This is a genomic window from Herbaspirillum sp. FG34, from assembly GCF_057809315.1.
In genome coordinates this window covers 140,320-159,605 of sequence record NZ_JBMDJS010000003.1, presented here as the reverse complement: position 1 = coordinate 159,605, position 19,286 = coordinate 140,320, and the positions used below count along the sequence as shown (strand labels likewise).

Sequence of the window (19,286 nt, the reverse complement as noted above, 5' to 3'; positions counted from 1 at the left end):
GCCCGGCATCATGTGCTCACTCATGGCCGGGAGAGCTCCTTGCCGATCGTGATGCTGCACGGTTTTCTGGGCGACATGTTTTCCTGGCAGTACTGCATCGTGCCTCTGGCGCGGTACGGAAGGATCATGGCGCTGGATTTGCCCGGTCATGGGCGCAATCTGGCCTCATGGTCCGGTCATCCGGCCGGCTGGCTGGAGGATGCGCTGGACGCTCTCGAGGTGTCGCGCTGCCATGTCGTGGCCCATTCTTTCGGCGCCTGGATTGCCTTGCAGGGGGCATTGCGTGCGCCGGATCGATTCGCCTCGCTGTCGCTGGTGGCCTGCGCCGGACTGGACAGCCGCTTCAATCTTCCCCTGCTGCGCCAGGCGCTGGCGGCCGATGATCTCGACAAGGCGCTGGCGTATGCACAATCGCTGGCCGGACGGAGCTGCGACAGCGTACCGCGCATGGCGCGTCATCACCTGGAACAGATGGGCAGTGCCCAGCGCAGGACGATACTGACGGCGATGCTGGAGGACATGATCGTGACTGCCGCCTCCGGTGAGGCGCGGACCGTGAACTGGGAGGCGCTGCCCATGCCGCTGCGATTCTTCTGGAGTCGCGATGATCGTATCGTTCCCCTGCCGGAGAGTTCGTCCTTCCCGCCTGCGCCGGACCTCATGCTCAACGAGGATGGCGGCCACATTCCCCACATTCTGCGGCCTGCCTGGCTGACGGCGGGGATCGGCGACTTCCTCGCATCTTTGCAAAGGCAACCCGCATGAGCATCACCTTCCGACGCCCCACCCTGGATGACGCCGCGCTGATCCTGAGCTGGCGCTCGCAGCCACGCATCAACGACATGATGTTTTCGGATGTACAGCCGGACCAGCTCGAACAGCAGCGTCGCTGGCTGGCCGGCTGCGAAGCCCGCAGCGACTACGAACATTTCCTGATCCTGGGCGATGGCGAACCGGTCGGTTTTCTTTCCTATGCCGATATCGATCGTGTCAATGGTCGCTGCAGTTGCGGCTCCTACTTTGGCACCGTCGAGGCTGCCCGCAAGTTCGGGGGACATGTGCATGCCTACTTCATGGATTACCTGTTCTACGTGCTGGGCATGCACAAGAACGTCATCCAGATCATCGACGCCAATCAGCGCGTGCTGAAGCTGCAGAGACTGCTGGGAATGCGGGAAGTCGGTGTACTCAAAGAGCATATAATCAAGAACGGCGTGTATCGGGACGTTCATGTCTTCGAACTGCTCCGCCAGGAGTGGGAGGCACGCCGCTGGAATACCCAAAGCATCGCTGATAGCCTCAGAGCATTCGGCATAGAGGAGAACAAGTGTCAGCCGTAAATTCCGACGTTCTCGACGTCATCATTGAAAGCCTGCGCGAGTTGCTGGCACAGAAGAACTTCCCGGTGCCCGCCACCCTGAGCGCCGATACGGTGTTCCTGCATGGTGAACTGCCGATCGATTCGCTGGACCTTGCGGTATTCCTGCTGGTTCTGGAAGAGAAGATCGGACACGATCCGTTCCGCGAAGGCTTTCGCTCCTTCGTCACGGTCGGTGATCTGGCCGCGATCTATTCCGAGCGTTGAGGCCTGTCGTGGCGTCGTCCAGACTGCACTTTGCGCCAGCATTGGTCCTCCAGGATGACAGGGGCGAGTGTGCTCTGCAGGAACTGCTGGGCCTGGCCGAGCAGGCCGTACAGGCGCTGGGCGACACCGTCAGGCTGACGCTCGATGCCCGCAGTGCGCGCGCAGCTTTGGTGGGGGTGATCATGGCGCAGCTTGCGCCGCTGGATATCGCCCTGGCGCGCGAAGGCACGGTCGAGCAGTATGCCGGCCTGATGTCGCGCGAGCTGGCGCCGGGCGTGCCGGCCTGGATCGATCCTGAGCAGTCCGACGCGCAGCCCGGCTTGCGGCTGTTTACGTCCGGCACGACCGGACGCGCCAAGTCTGCGGTGTATTCGCTGCAACGGCTGCTGGCCGGCGTCCGTCATCATCCGCACGGCAGCCAGGCGGTCTGGCTGCTCAGCTATGAACCCGCATCCTTCGCCGGTCTGCAGGTGCTGTTGACGGCAGCCGTCAACGGCGCCCGTCTGCTGGCACCCGAACGCAGCATCCACGCACTTTGCAGCGCCCTGCAAAGTGGCGCCACCCACGTGAGCGCCACTCCTTCCTTCTGGCGCGCCCTGTTGGCGGCCTTGCCCGCCGATCCGACCTGCACGCTCAAGGTGATTACCCTGGGCGGCGAGGCTTGCTCGCAGCCCCTGCTGGACGCGCTGAGCCAGCGATTCCCGCAGGCGAGCGTGCGACATATCTACGCCTCCACCGAGGCCGGCGTCGGCTTCACCGTTGCCGACGGCAAGGCCGGCTTTCCGGCGCAGTGGCTGACCCATCCGGTGGAAGGGGTGCACTTGCGCATCCATGAAGGAGAACTGGAGATCCGCAGTGCGCGCGGCATGCTGGGCTATGCCGGCGGTACGACGGCAGAGCTTGATGGCTGGCTGCGTACGGGGGATCTGGTGGAGCTGCAGGCCGATCGCGTGCAGTTCGTGGGCCGACGCGATTCGGTCGTCAATATCGGCGGGACCAAGGTCGTACCGGAGAAGGTGGAAGCCTTGCTGGAAGGCGTGGATGGGGTGGCCGACCTGTGCGTGATTGCGCATCCCAATCCCATTCTCGGCCATCTTCTGGTGGTTCAGGTGTGCGCCCGCGAGGGCAGTGATCCAGCCGTCGTGGAAGCGGCACTCAGGGCGCGTGCCGTGGAACTGCTGCCTGCGGTAGCCAGACCGGCGCGCTATCGATTCGTGGACAGTGTGGTCCTGGAGTCCGGAAAGAAAGGTAGAAAACATGTCTCCCAATGAGCAAGGACAGGATGTCCAACTGGTGCTGGTCACCGGTGCCAGCAAGGGCCTGGGCCTGGCGTTTGCCACCGCCCTGCTGGAAGCCGGATATGAGGTCGCTACCTGCGCGCGCAGCGAGGAACCGGGGGCCGGGCTTGACGCGCTGGCGAGCCGTTTCGGCGCGCGCCTCAGCTACAGTCGTCTGGACGTGGCCGATGCAGATGCGGTGCCCGTGTTCGTCAGGCAGGCTTGCACCCGGCACCAGGTCAAGAGCCCCTATGCCCTGATCAACAATGCCGGTGTGGCACGCGATGGCGTGCTGGCCACGCTGCCCAGTGTCGAAATCAGGAAGATGATCGACGTCAACCTGGTCGGCGCCATCGAGATGACGCGTGCGGTCGTGCAGCTGATGTTGCGTCATGGCGGAGCCGGTCGCATCATCAACATCAGTTCCATCATCGGCAGTCATGGCTATAACGGCCTCGGTCCGTATTCCGCGACCAAGGCCGGGCTCGATGGCTTCACCCGTTCGCTGGCGCGCGAAGTGGGCCGACGCGGCATCACGGTCAATTCGGTCGCGCCCGGCTACATGGAAACCGACATGTCCTCATCGCTGCAACCGGAGCGACGCCAGCAGATCGTGCGCAGAACCCCGCTGGGTCGCCTGGGCCGTGTCGATGACGTGGTGCCGATGGTGCGCTTCCTGCTCTCTCCCGAGGCGGCATTCATTACAGGGCAGGTCATCACCATCGATGGTGGCATCAATGCCTGATACCACATCCGCCCTGCACAGCCGTCTGGCCGGCATCCACCTGCGGGGCCTGGTGGCCGCCCTGCCAGCGCAGACCGAAGACGCCGACACGCTCACCCGTCAGTGGGGCTACGAGAATGCGCACAAGGTCGCCGCCGCCACCGGGATCCACACCCGCCACCTGGTCCCGCCCGGCATGACCGCCTGCGATCTTGGCGAGGCCGCGGCACGCAAGTTGCTGGAGGGCCTGCAGTGGCCGGCCGACAGTGTGGATCTGTTGATCGTGGTGACGCAGACCCCTGACTACCCGCTCCCCGGCAATGCGCCTTTGCTGCAGCATCGGCTGGGGTTGCGCAAGCATTGTGGCAGCCTGGATATCACCAGTGGCTGTTCCGGTTTCGTTGACGGCCTGTGGGTTGCGTCCAGTCTGCTGGCCAGCAGCAATGGCCGCCGTGCCCTGCTGGTGGTGGGGGATACCACTACCCAGTTCGTCCCGCCGCAGGATCACAATACCCGTCCCCTGTTCGGTGATGCCGTTTGCGCAATCGCGCTGGAGCGCGGTGACCAGGACAGCGGTTTCCTGGCCGTGGTGCCGGGGGTGGACGGCAGTGGCGCGCCCTATCTGACCGTGCGCGATGGCGCTGCGCGTCATCCGGTAGATGATGCCTGTTTCGGTCATCTGTTCATGGACGGTGCCCAGGTCTTCGCCTTCACCTTGCGCCAGGTCCCGAAAAATATCGCCGCGGCCATGGAGGTGGCCGGCTGGAACAACGCTGACGTCGATTACCTGCTGCTGCACCAGGCCAACGAAACCATGTTGCGGCATCTGGCCAACAAGGTCGGGTTCAGCGAGCAACAGATGGTGCTGGCACTGGACGGCTTCGGCAATACCAGTTCGGCATCGATCCCGCTGGCGATCGCCTCGGCCCTGGCGGGCCCGGCAGTGCAGGCGACGGCGCCGCTCAATCTGCTCATGAGCGGCTTCGGTGTAGGTTGGCGCTGGGCCTCGGCTGCATGGCGGACAGCGCCGTTGCAGTATTGCGAGATCGTGGAAGTCGCCAGTCCGGCGGCTTCACCCTCCTGATCAGGAGCAGAAATGTCACTTCAGTGTCCCATTTGCGTCGGCAGCGCCTTTGATCCTGTTGGCCGCGTTCCTTTCATGCTGGGCAGCAAGATGCACGAGCATCAGATCATGGGATGCCGAACGTGCGGGCATGTCATGGTGGATCTGCGCGTCATCACCGAAGAACTGATCGCCGACCTGTATGCGCGCCCGCTGGACGAGCAGGTCTGGTCGACGGACGGCAGTTCACCTTACGAAGACATGGTGGCGTTTGCCGCCGATGCCCTGGAAACGGTCAGAAAAACTCAGCAATCCCCTCGCATTGCCGACTTCGGTTACGGGCGCGGGGAGGTGCTCAAGGCGCTGCATCAGCGCTTCGGCGTGCCGCGCGAGCAACTGACGGGTTACGACTTTGCGCCATTGCCGCTGGATGGAATCTCTACGAGAACCTTGCGGTTGGATGTGCTGGATGAACATGCAGAGCAAGATGCGCAGTTCGACCTGGGATTCTGCAGCCATGTATTCGAGCACATCATCGACCCGCGTCGTCTCTTGCGCGGCTTGCGCAACCAGGCACGGCCTGGAGCCTATCTCTACCTCGAGACCCCCGACCACAGTTTGCTCAACGATGAGGTACTCAGCATGAGCAACCAGATCTGTCCGCAGCATCTTCATTATTTCACCGTGGACCGGCTGGCGGCCCTGGCGCGTTCCTGTGGCTGGACCGTCATGCGTGAAGAGGTCAGCCTGTTCGGGTTTGTGCCCCGCGCCCGTCTGCTGCTGCATCGGGAGGGCGGCACAGATGCCATCGGCTGTACCCGACGCTTCCTGACGTTCAGGGCAGATCTGAATGCCCGTCTGAGCCAGACCTTGTTGCGGCTCAGCGAGAGCGGGCCGGTGGCAGCCTGGGGAGCGGGTACCGATCTGCTGCTGGCCACGGCTGGCGATACGGTGCTCGCCGAGCGGGTAGGGGCCGGAAGGATCATCCCCCATGATCGCGAACGCGCCGGCGAACGCCTGGCGGGTGCCTTGATACAGAGTTCGGATTTGCTCAGCGCAGCTTCCATTCCGGTGGTCATCACCCCAAGACCGGCGCTGACCCGGCTCAACATGATGAAAATCGCCGGCAAGTCGGGTTTTTCCGCGCGCGTCGTCGACCCTTATCTGTCCTGAGGATGCGCCCGCCGGGCAGGGGGTGAGGCGACTAAGTCAGGCTCTGGTAGAAGGCGATCTGATTCTCGCTCAGGGTGCGCAGGTCTTCGTTGTTGAGATAGCCGGCATACCACTGCGCGGTCAGCTCAAGAGCGGTATAGAGTTCCATGCGCGGGATCCAGTCCAGGCGCTGCCGGGCCTTGGAAATGTCGAGGCGCAGCACGGCTTCCTGCGGCTCTTCCTCCGGTTCCAGCCGCACTTCGATCGGTTCCACATCGTTCTTCTGCAGTGAGTGGTTGAAGGTGGCGCAGATCTGGGCCACGGTCTGCAGGTCGGTTTCGGCCGGTCCGAAATTCCAGGCTTCGGCATAGGCGCTGCCGTGCTCGTAGAGCAACTTGCCAATCTGCAGATAACCCGACAGCGGCTCCAGCACGAATTGCCAGGGGCGTACCGCGCGCGGTTGGCGGATGATGACCGGCTCCTGGCTTTCCAGCGCGCGGATGAAATCGGGGACCAGCCGCTCCGGCGAGAAATCGCCCCCACCGATGACATTGCCGGTGCGCACCGTGGCCACGCCGACCTGGCTGCCCTTCTCGGGCGAGAAGTAGGAGCGGCGATAGGCCGAGGTCACCAGTTCGGCCGCTCCCTTGCTGCTGCTGAAGGGGTCACGTCCGCCCATGGGGTCATCTTCGCGGTATCCCCACAGCCATTCGCGGTTTTCGTAGCACTTGTTGCTGGTGGCGATCACGACGGCGCGCACGCTGGGCGTCAAACGCACAGCCTCCAGCAGATGGGCCGTGCCCATCATGTTGGTGGCGAAGGTATCCAGCGGATTGAGGAAGGCCTGGCTGATCTGCGGTTGTCCGGCCAGATGGAATACCACATCGGGTTGCACGGCCGCCAGCGTGTCGGCCAGATGCTTGGGGTCGCGCACGTCGCCGGTAGTGGTCTGCACGCAGTTCTGCAGACGCGCCAGATGGAACAGGCTGGGATTGGTCGGCGCCGGCAACGCGTAACCGCTCACCCGGGCTCCCATGAGGTGCAGCCACAGGGTCAGCCAGCTTCCCTTGAAGCCGGTATGACCGGTGATGAAAACGCGCTTGTCGCGCCAAAAGTTAGCCATCAGGCAGCCTCTTACACGTATGGCAGAGAGTCGTTCGGGGTGCAGAGGCATGACGGCGGCAAGCCGTTCAATGACGCGGATGGCGATACCACGCAGTCCGGCCGTGACACTGGCCGGGACCACGTTTCCCTGCGAAACCACGACTGCATGGTTATGTTTTTTCTTTCCCTGGCAATGCAGCCTCGCGGCTCGGCATTGCGATGGGACAGATTAGAACATGCGTGTTTTGGCCTTCAAGCGCGGAAGAGGAGGGTATTTGATGCCCAATCCCCGACTATAGCCGCACGACAACAAAAATTTACTTTTGCATCATCTCCCGGGAATCGGCGATGGGCGCGAAAGCCGCGCCGCAGGGGGATTTCGCCCGGATGAGGTGGAACGCAGTGTCTCGTCGAACTAAGTTTTTTGCGAGACGCTGCGATGAGCCGAAGCGTCTCGCCGGCTCACACCAGGTTGATGACAGACTGGCCCTGGTCCAGTTTGTCGTCACGGTCGAAGAGGGTGTCGCCCTGTGCCTCTTTGCCTGCACCGGCGGTGAAGTTCGTGAAATCGAACAGGCTGCGGTCCAGCATGTGCGAGGGCGTGATGTTGGCCATGGCGGTAAACATGCTCTTGATCCACAGGGGATTGGTCTTCTCCCACTGGTTCAGCATCTCGCGCATGGCCTGGCGCTGCAGGTTGGGCTGTGAGCCGCACAGGTTGCAGGGGATGATGGGGAACTCCATGGCCGCCGCATATTTCTTGATGTCGGGCTCGCGCACGTAGGCCAGCGGGCGGATCACCACGTTCTCGCCGTCATCGGCAATCAGCTTGGGCGGCATGGTCTTGATCTTGCCGCCGTAGAACATGTTGAGCATGAAGGTGTGCAGGATGTCATCGCGGTGATGGCCCAGTGCGATCTTGGTCGCGCCCAGTTCCTTGGCTACGCGGTACAGGATGCCGCGACGCAGGCGTGAGCAGAGCGAGCAGGTGGTCTTGCCGGGGGCGATCTTTTCCTTGACGATGCTGTAGGTGTCTTCCTCGACGATGCGATAACGCACGCCGATACGTTCGAAGTATTCCGGCAGGATGTGCTCGGGGAAGCCCGGTTGCTTCTGGTCCAGGTTGACCGCGATGATCTCGAACTTCACCGGTGCTACCGTCTGCAGGTAGCGCAGCGTATCGAGCATGGTGTAGCTGTCGGCACCGCCCGACATGCAGGCCATGATGACGTCGCCGTCGCGGATCATGTCGAAGTCGGCGATGGCACGACCGGTCAGGCGGCGGATGTTCTTTTCCAGCAGCTCGAAGCGGCGCGAACCGCGCGCGGTCACTTCGGGCTGGCCGCGTTCTTCCTGCTCCTGTGCGGAGGAGGCATCGAGGTCGGCGAGGTCGGACAGTTGCACTGCAGCGGCAATGTCGTTCATGGGATATTCCTTCAATCGGTAGGCTGTTGCTGCCGGACGAGCAATGTTGCCGCTCATCCATGTCCGTAGGGGATAGGGGCGGAAGGCTGCGTGCGGGCGGAGGACCGGCATTTTCTCATGCAGCGCCGGATCCTGCCATTTCTGCGTGGCTTGCTGCGCGGCAAGCGTCGCATGGATGCCTCATATCGCTGCTGGGTCCGGCTCATTTGTCGGCTTGCAGCCCGCCCAGTTCGTGGCGGGTACGGATCTGCCGGATCGCCGCCACCAGGAAGTCGATGAAGGCCGCTACCGCCGGCGGCAGCTTGCGTCCAGCCATGGTCTGGACCTGCAGGGTGCGCTGATGCAGTTCGCTCTCGGCCATGGGCACCAGGGCCATGCCGTCTTCCTCGGCGCGTTCCTGTACGGTGAGGAAGCCGCCCAGCGCCACGGTGTCGGGCGAGCGGGCGGTGAAGCGGTAGACCGCGCCCAGCGAGTGGCTGGTGAAGACGGGCGCGAACAGCAACCCGCGCATGCCGCAGGCAATGTCGAACAGCTGGCGTACCGTGGAGCCCTGTTCCGGCAAGGCCAGCGGGTAGGGTGAAAGATCGTTCAGGGCGAGCAGCGTGCGCGCGGCCAGCGGATGGTCGCGTCGCATCAATGCGAAGATTGGTCCCGATTCGCGGTAGGCGATGTTCAGTCCTTCCACCGGGCCCAGGCTGTAGGTGACCGAGATATCGGCCTCGCCATCAATGACCATCTGCGAGGCCTTGGCCGCACCCACCACGTTGAGCTTGAACTGCATGCCCGGATATTGTTCGCGAAAGTGCGCCATCACGTTGGGCAGCAGGTCCCAGGCAAAGCCTTCCGAGCAGGCCAGCGTGACCACGCTCTGGCCCACGGCATGCAGGCCCTTGACCTCGGCCATGACCTGCTCCACCTCCAGCAGGTTGCGCCGCGCGAAGGCCATCAGCACTTCGCCCGCCGGCGTGAGCACCATCCCGCGCGCGCGGCGCTCGAAGAGGGGCACGCCGGTTTCTTCTTCCATCTTGGCGATCTGGCGGCTCACCGCCGAGACCGCCACATGCAGCCGTTCGGCGGCGGCGGTCAGCGAGCCGGTGCGACCAACCTGATAGAAATAGCGCAGAGCGGTACTTTGCATGGCAGAAATGGCTTTCTGATTTTGGCAAGATGAAGAGAAAATCATTGCAAAGCTGCGCAAGACCATCATGGTGCACAACAACAATGATGCACGAAATAATCGGCATACTACTGGATTCGTGCACGCTTCTTGGGCTGAAATGCCGTATACAACACAATAAATTATTTTGCCAATTTGAGAAAGAATCGTTTTAAAAATTGACATTGTTGGAAACCATGGTGGCTTCTAGAATCGTCTCCAATGACAGTTCACCTGGAGTCCTTCATGTCCCGCAGCAGCGCCCTTCGTCTGGCCACAGAGTATTTCGATTCGGGCCGTTTCCAGCGTGATCTGCAACGTCGCATTGCACTGCCAACCGAAAGCCAGAACCCGGCGCGCGCCGACGAGCTGGCCACCTACCTGCGTGAAGAGATCGCACCGGCGCTGGCCGCGTTGGGTTTCGAGACGCGGCAGATCGTCAATCCGGTCGAGGGCGCGCCGCCCCTGCTGCTGGCACGCCGTATCGAATCAGTCGAGGCGGTGACGGTGCTCATGTACGGCCACGGCGATGTGGTCAACGGCCAGGAAGGCCGCTGGCGGCAGGATCGCTCCCCCTGGCAGCTGAGTCCGGACGGCGAGCGCTGGTACGGGCGCGGGACGGCTGACAACAAGGGCCAGCACAGCATCAACCTGGGCGCGCTGGCCTCAGCCATCCAGGCCGCTGATGGCAAGCTGGGCTGCAACCTGAAAATGATTTTCGAAATGGGCGAGGAGGTGGGCTCGCCCGGTCTCTACGAGGCCTGCCGCGATCATGCCGATTATCTGGAGGCCGATCTGTTCCTGGCCTCGGATGGCCCGCGCCTGGCCGCATCCAGTCCGACGCTGTTTCTCGGTTCGCGCGGGGCGCTGCAATTCAAGCTGGTGCTCGATACGGGCAATGGCGCGCACCACGCCGGCAACTGGGGCGGGGTGCTGCGCAATCCGGCCACCGTCCTGGCCAATGCGGCCGCCTCGCTGGTGGATGGGCGCGGCGTGATCCGGGTGCCGGGTCTGCGTCCACGCAATGTGAGCGAGCGCGTGCGCTCGCTGGTGCGCGATTTTGCGGTGGGCAGCGATGCCGGTGATCCGGTGCTCGATGTGCACTGGGGGGAGCCGGGCCTGAGCGCCGGTGAACGCCTGTTTGCCTGGAATACGCTGGAGCTGATTGCCTTCGAGGCCGGCAATGCGCAGCGCCCGGTGGGGGCGATTCCGGCGCGGGCACAGGCGGTGTTCCAGCTGCGCTTCGTGGTCGGCACAGTCTGGGAAGACGTCCAGCAGAGCCTGCGCCGCCATCTCGATGAACACGGCTATGCCGATGTACAGATCGAGATCCAGGCGGCCGCACCCGCCACGCGGCTCGATCCGGACGATGCCTGGGTGCGCCTGGCCACCGGCTCCCTGCAGCAAACCTGTGGCAAGCCCGTGACCATCCTGCCCAACCTGGGCGGCACCATCCCCAATCACTGCTTCTCGGAAGCGCTGGGCCTGCCCACGCTGTGGATGCCGCACTCCTATCCCTCCTGTTCGCAGCATGCGCCGGACGAACACCTGCTCGCACCGGTGGCGCGCGAAGGCCTGCAACTGATGGCGGGCCTGTTGTGGGATATCGGCCAGCAGGGACGGCAGGTGCGCCAGCAGCGGGCGCAGTCTGCGGTTGCCTGAATCCCCCCTTTTTCATTTTCATTTTCGCGAACGCAAGCCAGCGCAGTCCATCTTCCAACGGGAACACGACCATGAACGCAGCGTCACCCTCGGCAACACCGGAAATTTCTCCAGCAGCAGAAGCGTCCCCCGCGCCGATGTCGGCCGCGCGCACGCGGCGACTGATCGTCGCCTCCTCCATCGGCAATGCGCTGGAGTGGTTCGATTTCGTGGCCTACGGCTTCTTTGCGGTGACCATCTCCAAACTCTTCTTTCCCACCGGGGACGATACGGTCTCGCTGCTGGTGACCTTTGCCACCTTCGGCCTGTCCTACCTGTTCCGTCCGCTGGGTGCGATCCTGCTGGGCTGGTATGGCGACAAGGTCGGCCGCAAGCCGGCGCTGCTGGTGTCTCTCTCGATGACGGTGGTCGGTACCCTCATCTGCACCGTCATCCCGACCTACCAAAGTATCGGCGTGGCTGCGCCCATCGGTATCCTGGTGGCGCGCATCCTGCTGGCGCTGTCGGCCGGCGGCGAGTTCGGCTCGGCCACTGCTCTGCTCACCGAGACCGGCTCCAAGCGCCGCGCCTTCATGGCCAGCTGGCAATTCTCCAGCCAGGGCGCCGCCGCGCTGATGGCGGCACTGGCCGGGTTCTTGTTGAATCAGTGGCTCACGCCCGAGCAGATCGCCGCCTGGGGCTGGCGCCTGCCGTTCGCCTTCGGCCTGCTGATCGCGCCGGTGGGTTTGTACATCCGCCGTCATATCGATGAAGTGCCGATGGCGAAGAAGGTGCAAGTGGCTGGCGAGGACGATGCCAGCTGGGACCTGCAACTCACGCGGGTGCTGGTGGCCATGGGCATTCTCTCGGTCTCTACCGCCGCCACCTACCTGATGCTGCTGTACATGCCGACCTTTGCCATCAAGCAACTGTATCTGCCGCAATCGACTGCCTTTGCCGCTGCCGCCGTGACCGGTGCCATCCTGATGATCGGCGCACCCTTCATGGGCATGCTGGCTGACCGCGTGGGCCGGACCCGCATCATGGTGGTGTCCACGGTACTGACGCTGGCCACCATCTACGCATCGTTCGTCTGGGTGATCGCCGTGCCGACGGTGTGGGTGATGATGGCCATCATGATCTGGGCCGGCATCCTCAAGGCGGTGTATTTCGGCTCGCTGGGCGTGGTGCTGTCCTCGATCTTCCCGCCGGCCACGCGGGTGCGCGGCATGGGGATCAGCTATAGCCTGGGGGCCACCATTTTCGGCGGCTTCACCCCCTTCATGGTGACCTGGCTGGTGGGCAGGACCGGCAACCCGGTCTCGCCCAGCTATTACCTGATGATTTGCGCGGCCATCAGCCTGGTGTGCGTGAGCATTTATCACTTCCGCCTGAAAAAATACCTGTGAAAAAACGCACAGGTGGCACACGGCACGGGAATTTTTTCCCGTGCCGCGCTACCATGGCGGTCTTGCCGGACAAGTTCAACGCTGCCGGCACCGGCGTTTTCCCACATTGACGAGGTCCTCATGTTTTCGCATCTCCCGCCGTATGCCGGCGATCCCATCCTGAGCCTGATGGAACAATTCCAGCGCGACGAGCGCAGCAACAAGGTCAACCTGAGCATCGGCATCTACACCGATGGTCGTGGCGTGGTGCCGGTGCTGCCCTCCGTGCGCACCGCTTCGGCTGCGGTGGCCGAGACCGGCGCACCCTACGTCTATCTGCCCATGGAAGGCCATGCCGCCTATCGTCAGGCCGTGGCCAAACTGCTCTTCGGTGCTGATCTGCCGTCCTCCGAGCACCTGGCCATCGTCCAGACGCTGGGCGGGTCGGGCGCATTGAAGGTCGGTGCCGACCTGATCGCGCGCTTCTTCCCGCAGCCCACCATCTGGCTGCCGGACCCGACCTGGGACAACCACGTCGGCATCTTCGAAGGTGCGGGCTTCAAGACCGAGCGTTATCCCTACTACGATGCCCAGACCAAGGGCCTCAATTTCAACGGCATGCTGGACAAGCTGCAAAGCCTGCCCAAGGGCGCTGTGGTACTGCTGCACCCCTGCTGCCACAACCCGACCGGCGTCGACCCGACCCGTGCGCAGTGGGAGCAGATCATCGCCGTGGTCGAGCAGCGCGGCCTGCTGCCCTTCTTCGACCTGGCCTATCAGGGCTTTGCCGAGAGCCTGGACGAGGACATCTGGCCGGTGCGTGAAGCGGTGCGTCGCCAGATTCCCTTCTTCCTCTCCAACTCCTTCTCCAAGATCTTCTCGCTCTACAGCGAGCGCATCGGCGCCTTGTCGGTGTTCTGCCCGCAAGCGGGTCAGGCCGCCAACGTGCTGGGCCAGCTCAAGCTGACCGTGCGCCGCAACTACTCCAGCCCTGCACGCAATGGTGCGCTGCTGGTGGCCCACGTCCTCAATGACGAGAAGCTGGCCACGCAATGGCGCGCCGAAGTCGAGGAGATGCGGGTGCGTGTGCGTGACATGCGCGTCAAGCTGGCCTCGCAATTGAAGAGCGCGGTGCCGGACCAGGACTTCTCCTTCCTGCTGCGCCAGAACGGCATGTTCGGCTACACCGGCCTGACCTCGGCCCAGGTCGATCGCCTGCGTGACGAGTTCGGCGTCTATGCCGTGGGCACCGGCCGCATCTGCGTGGCGGGCTTGAACGACAGCAACGTTGCACGCGTGGCCGAGACCATGGCCGAGGTGCTGCGTGGCTGAAGTGGCAAGCAAGGCCGCCGTTTCTGCGGCCGACCTGCGCCACAAGAGCTATGAAGACGTGCTGGCCCTGGTGGCCGGTACGCTCTTTGTCTCGCTGGCGGTGAACATGTACAGCCAGGTAGGCCTGTTGACCGGCAGCACTGCCGGCCTGGCCTTCCTGACGCATTACTTGACGGGGCTGCCCTTTGGCGTGGTGTTCTTCACCATCAACATCCCGTTCTACTATTTCGCGTTTCGCCGCATGGGCTTGCGCTTCACCGGCAAGACCTTCTGTGCGGTGGCGTTGGTGTCGGGCTTTTCGCTGATGCACCCGCATTTCATCGGCTATGCCAAGCTGGACCTGTTTTACAGTGCGGTGCTGGGTGGACTGCTGATGGGGGTGGGTTTCGTGATGTTGTTCCGCCATGGTGCCAGCCTGGGTGGCATCAATGTGGTGACGCTGTTCCTGCAGGACCGCTACGGCCTGCGCGCGGGCAAGCTGCAGATGGGCGTGGATGTGCTGATCGTTCTGTGTTCGCTGTTCGTGGTGACGCCGCGCGTGCTGCTGGCGTCCATCCTCGGGGCGGTGACGGCCAATCTGGTGATTGCCCTGAATCACCGGGCGGGCAGGTACATGGGAATGTAAGAGGGGAAGGCGGGATCGCCTTGCCGGAATGAATGCCGTTCAGTGCAGACTGGGCGGCATTTTTTTTGATGGTCGGGGCTCTGCTGCGCTACTGCTTTCCGTTCGGACTGAGTAGATCCGAAGGATCGTATCGAAGGCGCATGCACTCATCTGACAGGGGCGCCTTCGATACGCTTCGCTACTCAGTCCGAACGGCCATCTGGATGCGACCTTGATTCAAGCCTTGATCCGGAAAGTCTCCACCCCCACCGAATCACAATCCGGATACACATCCGGCTTCTCGGTCGACACCCGCACCGCGCGCACCTTGGGGTGGGCCAGCATGGCGGTCATGACGTCGTCGCACAGGGTTTCCTGCAGATGGATGTGGCCGCGCGCCATGCGCTCGGCGATGGTGGAGCGGATGAAGTCGTAGTCCACCACTTCGTCCAGGTGGTCGGCGGTCGGGGTGGTCTCGGCCAGCGGGACGTAGAGGTCCACATTGATCAGGATGCGCTGCTCACCCTTCTTTTCGAACTCGTGCACGCCGATGTTGATGAACACCTCGTAGTTGCGCAGGAACAGGCGGCGGCAATCTTGCAGGGAAGGATGGGAGAGAAAGAGCATGATCAGAAAAAATTAAGGTTATTTCGCCACGAACATGACGTCGCGCGAAAGGGGAAGCAAATGCTGGCCGCCATCGACCAGCAGGGTGGTGCCCGTGACGGCCCGCGCCGAAGCGACGTAGCAGACCGCAGCGGCAATGTCCTCGGGCGTGCTGCCACGGCCCAGTGGGGTGACCGTGTGCGCCTTGTCGAACTGCTCCTCGGTCTGGTCGCCCGAAACCATGGTCAGCCCGGGCGCCACGCCGACCACCCGCACCTTGGGCGCCAGTGCCTGTGCCAGCAGCGTGGTTGCGCTGTGCAGGGCGGCCTTGGAGAGGGTGTAGGACAGGAAGTCAGGATTGGGATTGTACAGTTTCTGGTCCAGCAGGTTGATGACCACGGCTTGCTGGCCTTGCGGCGTGGCCTCGAACAAGGCCTGTGCCAAGAGCACGGGAGCGCCGACGTTGGCGCTCATGTGACGCAGCAGGCGTTCGTTGCCGAAGCTGGCGGCGTCATCGTAATCGAACAGCGAGGCGTTGTTGACCACGCAGGTGACGCGGCCCAGCGGTGCAGCCTGGGGCAGCAGGGTGCGCACCTGGGCTTCGTCGCCCAGCTCGCCCTGCACGGCCAGGGCGCGCCGGCCCAGGGCTTCGATCTCGCGCACCAGCGTGTCGGCTTCCTCGCGCGAGCGGTGGTAGTGGACCGCCACGTCCCAGCCAGCGCGCGCCAGGGCCAGGGCGATGTGACGGCCGATACGGCGTGCTGCGCCGGTGACCAGCGCAACGCCTGCAGAAGAGGATGAAGTCATGTTCCTGGTTTCCAATACAATACGGCCCATGCAACTGCAACTACCCGAACCCGGCGCTGACGCACAGTCCGCCTCGCAGACCCTCCAGCACCTGATTGCGGACGAGATCGCCGCAGCCGGCGGCTGGATCTCCTTCGAACGTTACATGGAACTGGCCCTGTATGCGCCGCAGGTCGGCTATTACAGCGGGGGTTCTTCCAAACTGGGCAAGGAAGGGGATTTTACAACCGCCCCGGAAATCTCGCCCTTGTACGGCGCGACCCTGGCCCATCTGGCTGCCGAAGTGATCGCATCCAGTCCGCAGGTGGCCAATGTGCTGCTGGAATTCGGTGCCGGCACCGGCAAGCTGGCGCGCGACATCCTCACCGAATTGCAGACGCGCGGCGCCCTGCCGGAGAAATATTTCATCGTGGAAATCTCGGCCCAGTTGCGCGCCCGCCAGCAGGAAGCCCTGGCCGCCTTCGCACCGCTGGTCGAGTGGCTCGATGCCCTGCCGGAAACATTCTCGGGCGTGGTGGTCGGCAATGAAGTGCTTGATGCCATGCCGGTGCGCCTGGCCATCAAGGCCGAAGATGGCTGGCAGGAACGTGGTGTCACGGTCGATGCCACGGGCCGCCTGCAGTTTGCGGACCGCGCCGCGAGCGATCTGCCGGTGGCGCAGATTCCTGATGCCGACGCATTGCCGACCGGCTATCTCACCGAACTGTCGCCAGTGGCCATCGGCTTCATGCGCACGCTGGGCCGCATGCTGGCCAGCGGTCCCGGCGCGCTGGCGATCCTTCCGGATTACGGATTCCCCGCCGCAGAATATTATCTGCATGATCGCGACCAGGGCACGCTGATGTGCCACTATCGCCATCACGCCCACACCGATCCCTTCTACTGGCCGGGCTTGCAGGACATCACCGCGCACGTGGATTTCACGGCCATGGCGGTGGCCGCCGTGGAAGAGGGTGCTGAAGTGCTGGCCTACACCAGCCAGGGCGCCTTTCTGCTCAATGCCGGTATCGGTGAGCTGCTGCTGCGTACTTCGCCCGAGGACAGCCTGCGTTATCTGCCGCTGGCCAACGGCATGCAGAAACTGATTTCCCCGGCCGAGATGGGCGAGCTCTTCAAGGTGCTGGCCGTCGGCAAGAACGTTGAGTGGCCCACGCGCATGTTGCGCCATGACCGCACTCATCGCCTGTGAGGAGCCACGCATGATTCGCTGGATCGTCGTCATCTTTCTTTCGGTCATCGTGTTCTCGACCTTGCTGCCCTGGCTGGAAAAGCTGGGTATCGGGCGCTTGCCGGGGGACTTGCGTTTCCGTTTGTTCGGCCGCATCTTTTCGCTGCCCTTCGCCTCGACCATCCTCATTTCCATGGTGGTGTTCCTGCTGGCGAAGATTCTCTGAGTCCGATCAGGAGTTGTAGACATGCGCGTATTGCTGGTGGAAGACGATCCCATGGTGGGTGAGGCCGTGCGCAAGGGTTTGCGCCAGGATGGCTTCACCATCGACTGGGTGCAGGATGGCAAGTCGGCCGACGTCGCCCTGCGCGCCGAGGACTACGCCATGTTGCTGCTGGATCTGGGCCTGCCGCAAAAGGATGGCCTGGCCGTGCTGCGCACCCTGCGCGAACGGGGCAGCGTCATTCCCGTCCTCATCACCACGGCCCGCGATGCGGTGGCCGACCGCGTTGCCGGACTCGATGCCGGTGCCGACGATTACCTCATCAAGCCCTTCGACCTGGAAGAACTCTCGGCCCGCATGCGCGCCCTCTCGCGCCGCCAGGCCGGACGCGCCGAAAGCCTGGTGCAGGTGCGCGAGGTGGTCTTGAATCCGGCCACCCATGAAGTGACCGTGAGCGGCAAGCCGGTCAACCTGTCGGCGCGCGAATTCACCCTCCTGCATGCCTTCATGGACCGGCCCGGTGTGGTGCTCTCGCGCGCCCAGCTGGAAGAAAAACTCTACGGCTGGGATGACAGCATCGAGAGCAATGCCGTCGAAGTCCACATTCATGCGCTGCGCAAGAAGGTCGGCAGCGACTTCATCAAGAACGTGCGCGGCGTGGGCTACCTGGTGCCGGCATGAAATCGATCCGCAACAAGCTGTTGCTGTGGCTGGGCTTGGGACTGTTTTCCATCATCGTGATGGCCGGGGTGGCGCTGTACTTCCAGGCGCGCGGCGAAGCCAATCAGATCTTCGATTATCAGATGCGTCAGATCGCGGCCTCGCTGCCGCGCCAGGCATTTTCTCCCATCTCTCCCGGCCAGCAATTTCCCGAGCTGGAAGACGAGATCATGATGCAGATCTGGGACAGTCGCGGCGCAGTCATCTATCACTCCCATGCGCGCGGTGCCATGCCGCGCCAGGCCGAACTGGGCTTTGCCAATGTGCGCGGACCCAATGGCATGTGGCGTGTCTACAGCGCCCAGATCGGCAGTACCGTGGTGCAGGTGGCCCAGCCGCAGAGTGCGCGCGACGAGATCGCGGCGCAGATGGCGATCAAGACGGTGGTGCCCTTGCTGTTGTTGTTCCCGCTGATCGGTGTGCTGTCGTGGGTGGCGGTGAGCCGGGGGCTGGCGCCGGTGCGCAAGGCCGCCGCCGAGGTGGCGGCGCGCGACATGAATTCGCTGCAACCCTTGTCGGACGTGGGCATGCCCCAGGAGATACAGCCGCTCACGCATGCCTTGAATGATCTGCTCACGCGCCTCAAGCACGCCACCGAAACGCAGCGCGCCTTCGTCGCCGACGCCGCCCATGAATTGCGCACGCCGCTGACGGCCCTGCGTCTGCAGGCCCAACTGGCCGAGCGCGCCACCGATGAACAGGAGCGACGCGCAGCCTTCGACGACCTGAAGAACGGATTGGAGCGCGCCACTCATCTGGTGCACCAGCTGCTCACGCTGGCGCGCCAGGAGCCGGATGCCATGGGTTTTGCCGAGGTCGACCTGCGCGCACTACTGGGCAGCGTGGTGGGGGACCTGTCCACGGTAGCCGAGCATGGTGGCATCGATCTGGGTCTGTCGGAACAGGGTGATGATGGTCGTGCGCTGCGGGTACAGGGCAACGCCGACGCCCTGCGCATTCTCTTCAACAATCTGGTGGACAATGCCTTGCGCTACACCCCGACGGGAGGTGTGGTCGATGTCGGCTTCGAGTTTGGCGCGGCCGACCAGTGCACGGTGGTGATCCAGGACAGCGGGCCGGGGATCGCAGAGAGCGAACTGCCGCGCGTGTTCGACCGCTTCTATCGGGCAAGGCGTAGCCAGGAGCAGACCAGCGCGCGGGGTGCTTTCGGTAGCGGGCTGGGGCTGGCCATCGTGCGCCAGATTGCCGATCTGCACCGCTTGCCGGTGGACTTGCGCAATACCGGGCATGGCCTGCAGGCCCGGGTGGTGTTCACGCTGCTGAAGTCCTGAGGGGATGGCAGCCTGCGAG

20 protein-coding genes are annotated in these 19,286 nt (G+C 63.5%); 15 read left to right on the top strand and 5 right to left on the bottom strand.

The window, feature by feature from the left end:
• Positions 1-48: 48 nt before the first annotated feature.
• The 7 genes from ACODSZ_RS04935 (at position 49) to ACODSZ_RS04905 (ending at position 5,822) form a co-directional block, all read left to right on the top strand.
• Entirely contained in the window at positions 49-765 is a 717-nt protein-coding gene (locus ACODSZ_RS04935; protein ID WP_349627562.1) for an alpha/beta fold hydrolase, read from the top strand.
• Positions 762-1,340 (top strand): GNAT family N-acetyltransferase, encoded by a 579-nt coding sequence (locus ACODSZ_RS04930; RefSeq protein ID WP_008333060.1) that lies wholly within the window; start codon positions 762-764, stop codon positions 1,338-1,340. Before ACODSZ_RS04935 ends, ACODSZ_RS04930 begins: the two co-directional genes overlap by 4 nt.
• Entirely contained in the window at positions 1,328-1,585 is a 258-nt protein-coding gene (locus ACODSZ_RS04925; protein WP_488927151.1) for an acyl carrier protein, read from the top strand. The genes ACODSZ_RS04930 and ACODSZ_RS04925 overlap by 13 nt, the downstream gene beginning before the upstream one ends.
• 8 nt (positions 1,586-1,593) lie before the next feature.
• On the top strand, positions 1,594-2,856 hold the full coding sequence (locus tag ACODSZ_RS04920) for a class I adenylate-forming enzyme family protein (protein WP_488927150.1): 1,263 nt from the start codon (positions 1,594-1,596) through the stop codon (positions 2,854-2,856).
• Positions 2,843-3,607 (top strand): SDR family NAD(P)-dependent oxidoreductase, encoded by a 765-nt coding sequence (locus ACODSZ_RS04915; protein WP_008333053.1) that lies wholly within the window; start codon positions 2,843-2,845, stop codon positions 3,605-3,607. Before ACODSZ_RS04920 ends, ACODSZ_RS04915 begins: the two co-directional genes overlap by 14 nt.
• Complete coding sequence (locus tag ACODSZ_RS04910; RefSeq protein WP_488927149.1) at positions 3,600-4,670, top strand: 3-oxoacyl-ACP synthase III family protein; 1,071 nt, start codon at positions 3,600-3,602, stop codon at positions 4,668-4,670. The genes ACODSZ_RS04915 and ACODSZ_RS04910 overlap by 8 nt, the downstream gene beginning before the upstream one ends.
• 108 nt (positions 4,671-4,778) lie before the next feature.
• On the top strand, positions 4,779-5,822 hold the full coding sequence (locus ACODSZ_RS04905; protein ID WP_488927148.1) for a class I SAM-dependent methyltransferase: 1,044 nt from the start codon (positions 4,779-4,781) through the stop codon (positions 5,820-5,822).
• A gap of 31 nt (positions 5,823-5,853) precedes the next feature.
• On the opposite strand, the gene rfbG is transcribed toward ACODSZ_RS04905, so the two are convergent.
• The 3 genes from rfbG to ACODSZ_RS04890 form a co-directional block, all read right to left on the bottom strand.
• Entirely contained in the window at positions 5,854-6,924 is a 1,071-nt protein-coding gene (gene rfbG / locus ACODSZ_RS04900) for a CDP-glucose 4,6-dehydratase (RefSeq protein WP_008333046.1), read from the bottom strand.
• 443 nt (positions 6,925-7,367) lie between these two features.
• Positions 7,368-8,330: a tRNA 2-thiocytidine(32) synthetase TtcA gene (gene ttcA, locus ACODSZ_RS04895; RefSeq protein WP_085943577.1), complete on the bottom strand. Its 963-nt coding sequence runs from the start codon at positions 8,328-8,330 to the stop codon at positions 7,368-7,370.
• A 202-nt stretch (positions 8,331-8,532) separates the two neighbouring features.
• A complete protein-coding gene (locus tag ACODSZ_RS04890; RefSeq protein WP_034351412.1) occupies positions 8,533-9,468 on the bottom strand; it encodes a LysR family transcriptional regulator in 936 nt (311 codons plus the stop codon).
• A 264-nt stretch (positions 9,469-9,732) separates the two neighbouring features.
• On the opposite strand from ACODSZ_RS04890, the gene ACODSZ_RS04885 reads away from it, so the two are divergent.
• The 4 genes from ACODSZ_RS04885 to ACODSZ_RS04870 all read left to right on the top strand — a co-directional run bounded on the left by ACODSZ_RS04885 (position 9,733) and on the right by ACODSZ_RS04870 (position 14,472).
• Positions 9,733-11,148: a M20 family metallopeptidase gene (locus ACODSZ_RS04885; protein WP_488927147.1), complete on the top strand. Its 1,416-nt coding sequence runs from the start codon at positions 9,733-9,735 to the stop codon at positions 11,146-11,148.
• Between the two features lie 71 nt (positions 11,149-11,219).
• Entirely contained in the window at positions 11,220-12,536 is a 1,317-nt protein-coding gene (locus ACODSZ_RS04880) for an MFS transporter (protein WP_488927146.1), read from the top strand.
• Between the two features lie 120 nt (positions 12,537-12,656).
• The gene (locus ACODSZ_RS04875) at positions 12,657-13,847 is read left to right on the top strand and encodes an amino acid aminotransferase (protein WP_488927145.1); all 1,191 of its coding nucleotides are present in this window, start codon (positions 12,657-12,659) and stop codon (positions 13,845-13,847) included.
• Positions 13,840-14,472 (top strand): YitT family protein, encoded by a 633-nt coding sequence (locus tag ACODSZ_RS04870; protein ID WP_488927144.1) that lies wholly within the window; start codon positions 13,840-13,842, stop codon positions 14,470-14,472. The genes ACODSZ_RS04875 and ACODSZ_RS04870 overlap by 8 nt, the downstream gene beginning before the upstream one ends.
• 216 nt (positions 14,473-14,688) lie before the next feature.
• Here ACODSZ_RS04870 and ACODSZ_RS04865 read toward each other — a convergent pair whose 3' ends face one another.
• Together ACODSZ_RS04865 and ACODSZ_RS04860 are read right to left on the bottom strand one after the other, a co-directional pair.
• Positions 14,689-15,078 (bottom strand): dihydroneopterin aldolase, encoded by a 390-nt coding sequence (locus tag ACODSZ_RS04865; protein WP_008333021.1) that lies wholly within the window; start codon positions 15,076-15,078, stop codon positions 14,689-14,691.
• An 18-nt stretch (positions 15,079-15,096) separates the two neighbouring features.
• A complete protein-coding gene (locus tag ACODSZ_RS04860) occupies positions 15,097-15,864 on the bottom strand; it encodes an SDR family oxidoreductase (protein ID WP_488927143.1) in 768 nt (255 codons plus the stop codon).
• Between the two features lie 28 nt (positions 15,865-15,892).
• Here ACODSZ_RS04860 and ACODSZ_RS04855 point away from each other — a divergent pair, with 28 nt between their 5' ends.
• The 4 genes from ACODSZ_RS04855 to ACODSZ_RS04840 are packed head-to-tail and all read left to right on the top strand — an operon-like array spanning position 15,893 to position 19,267.
• Positions 15,893-17,053 (top strand): class I SAM-dependent methyltransferase, encoded by a 1,161-nt coding sequence (locus ACODSZ_RS04855; RefSeq protein ID WP_488927261.1) that lies wholly within the window; start codon positions 15,893-15,895, stop codon positions 17,051-17,053.
• A 10-nt stretch (positions 17,054-17,063) separates the two neighbouring features.
• The gene (locus ACODSZ_RS04850; protein ID WP_008333015.1) at positions 17,064-17,258 is read left to right on the top strand and encodes a DUF2905 domain-containing protein; all 195 of its coding nucleotides are present in this window, start codon (positions 17,064-17,066) and stop codon (positions 17,256-17,258) included.
• A 21-nt stretch (positions 17,259-17,279) separates the two neighbouring features.
• Positions 17,280-17,936, top strand: a complete 657-nt coding sequence (locus ACODSZ_RS04845; RefSeq protein WP_008333012.1) for a response regulator — start codon at positions 17,280-17,282, stop codon at positions 17,934-17,936.
• Positions 17,933-19,267: an ATP-binding protein gene (locus ACODSZ_RS04840; RefSeq protein WP_175343957.1), complete on the top strand. Its 1,335-nt coding sequence runs from the start codon at positions 17,933-17,935 to the stop codon at positions 19,265-19,267. The genes ACODSZ_RS04845 and ACODSZ_RS04840 overlap by 4 nt, the downstream gene beginning before the upstream one ends.
• Positions 19,268-19,286 lie beyond the last annotated feature (19 nt).

Coding starts and splice junctions, on each gene's coding strand:
- ACODSZ_RS04930 (WP_008333060.1), top strand. CDS start 762: ATGAGCATCACCTTCCGACGCCCCACCCTGGATGACGCCGCGCTGATC.
- ACODSZ_RS04915 (WP_008333053.1), top strand. CDS start 2,843: ATGTCTCCCAATGAGCAAGGACAGGATGTCCAACTGGTGCTGGTCACC.
- ACODSZ_RS04910 (WP_488927149.1), top strand. CDS start 3,600: ATGCCTGATACCACATCCGCCCTGCACAGCCGTCTGGCCGGCATCCAC.
- ACODSZ_RS04905 (WP_488927148.1), top strand. CDS start 4,779: ATGGGATGCCGAACGTGCGGGCATGTCATGGTGGATCTGCGCGTCATC.
- rfbG (WP_008333046.1), bottom strand. CDS start 6,924: ATGGCTAACTTTTGGCGCGACAAGCGCGTTTTCATCACCGGTCATACC.
- ttcA (WP_085943577.1), bottom strand. CDS start 8,330: ATGAACGACATTGCCGCTGCAGTGCAACTGTCCGACCTCGCCGACCTC.
- ACODSZ_RS04890 (WP_034351412.1), bottom strand. CDS start 9,468: ATGCAAAGTACCGCTCTGCGCTATTTCTATCAGGTTGGTCGCACCGGC.
- ACODSZ_RS04885 (WP_488927147.1), top strand. CDS start 9,733: ATGTCCCGCAGCAGCGCCCTTCGTCTGGCCACAGAGTATTTCGATTCG.
- ACODSZ_RS04880 (WP_488927146.1), top strand. CDS start 11,220: ATGAACGCAGCGTCACCCTCGGCAACACCGGAAATTTCTCCAGCAGCA.
- ACODSZ_RS04875 (WP_488927145.1), top strand. CDS start 12,657: ATGTTTTCGCATCTCCCGCCGTATGCCGGCGATCCCATCCTGAGCCTG.
- ACODSZ_RS04865 (WP_008333021.1), bottom strand. CDS start 15,078: ATGCTCTTTCTCTCCCATCCTTCCCTGCAAGATTGCCGCCGCCTGTTC.
- ACODSZ_RS04860 (WP_488927143.1), bottom strand. CDS start 15,864: ATGACTTCATCCTCTTCTGCAGGCGTTGCGCTGGTCACCGGCGCAGCA.
- ACODSZ_RS04855 (WP_488927261.1), top strand. CDS start 15,893: ATGCAACTGCAACTACCCGAACCCGGCGCTGACGCACAGTCCGCCTCG.
- ACODSZ_RS04850 (WP_008333015.1), top strand. CDS start 17,064: ATGATTCGCTGGATCGTCGTCATCTTTCTTTCGGTCATCGTGTTCTCG.
- ACODSZ_RS04845 (WP_008333012.1), top strand. CDS start 17,280: ATGCGCGTATTGCTGGTGGAAGACGATCCCATGGTGGGTGAGGCCGTG.
- ACODSZ_RS04840 (WP_175343957.1), top strand. CDS start 17,933: ATGAAATCGATCCGCAACAAGCTGTTGCTGTGGCTGGGCTTGGGACTG.